Source organism: Siphonobacter sp. BAB-5405 (assembly GCF_002872335.1).
Classification (GTDB): Bacteria; Bacteroidota; Bacteroidia; order Cytophagales; family Spirosomataceae; genus Siphonobacter.
The window spans coordinates 1-1,003 of record NZ_NJAG01000142.1; the positions used below are offsets into that span (position 1 = coordinate 1).

Consider the following 1,003-nt stretch of genomic DNA (forward strand, 5'->3'; position numbering starts at 1 on the left):
GTTCAGCCCTCCCGTCAGGTTTTCGTGAATCATGGAATTCCAGGTACCCTGATACGGTAAGCCCTGCGAAAGATTTTTCTGGTACGCTTCCGCAATAGCCGACTGTGCTTTGAATGGTCGTGGAAAATACGGAATCGACCGTCGTAGCACTCGAAATAGGCAGCTGTAAGAATTCGTCCTGACAGGCACTGAAGAGCAAGCCAAACAGGGCTAATAGTATGATATTGAGTTTCATATGCTTCTGAAATGAACTTAGAACTGGATACTTGCCCCGATGTTGAACGTACGGGTCAGGGGATAGAGATAGCCCATGGAGTTTTTGCCCGTATCGGCCTGTTCGGGATCAATTCCATCAATCAGGTGGGAACCCCAAGTGAAGAGGTTGTTGCCGTTTACGTACAAGCGTACCCCCTGCAAATGCGTGGCTTTCAGGAAAGAATTATTCTGCTGGAACGTATACCCCACTTCCAGGTTTTTCAGGCGGGTGAAATCATTGGGTTTGAGCCAGAAATCACTTAACTGGTTGTTGTTCGCCTGTCCGCCACTGAACGAAATGGTAGGATACGAAATGGGTTGACCGGCAGCGTATTTCTCAGGCGTCCAGCGGCCGTCGTAGGCGTACTGCATTACGGCTCCTACGTTCTTGGCAAAGGGCGTGCTGAGGATATACCCCGACTGCGGGAACGATCCCTGTCTGGTACCGATCACCAGGGCATTGATATCGAATCCTTTGTAAGAGAAACCTACTGAAAAGTTATAGGCTACGCGTGGCAGGTTGGAATAGCCGATGGGAACCAGATCCTGATTGTTGAGGATGCCGTCTCCGTTGATATCCCGGAATTTAAGGTCGCCCAGTTTAGCCTGATTGCCACCGAAGGTATTGTAGGGGCGATTGCTGAGTTCTTCCTGTGTGTTGTAGAAACCATCCGTCCGCAGCCCTTTATACTGTCCGATGGAATACCCGGTTGAGTTCATCCAGGGATAGGCATAAGGAGCTTCTGCC

The 1,003-nt window shown here is 50.0% G+C and carries 1 pseudogene; it reads right to left on the bottom strand.

Annotation, left to right across the window (positions count from 1 at the left end):
* Window positions 1-252 precede the first annotated feature (252 nt).
* Window positions 253-1,003: pseudogene (locus BWI97_RS27885) on the bottom strand (SusC/RagA family TonB-linked outer membrane protein); the annotation flags it as partial.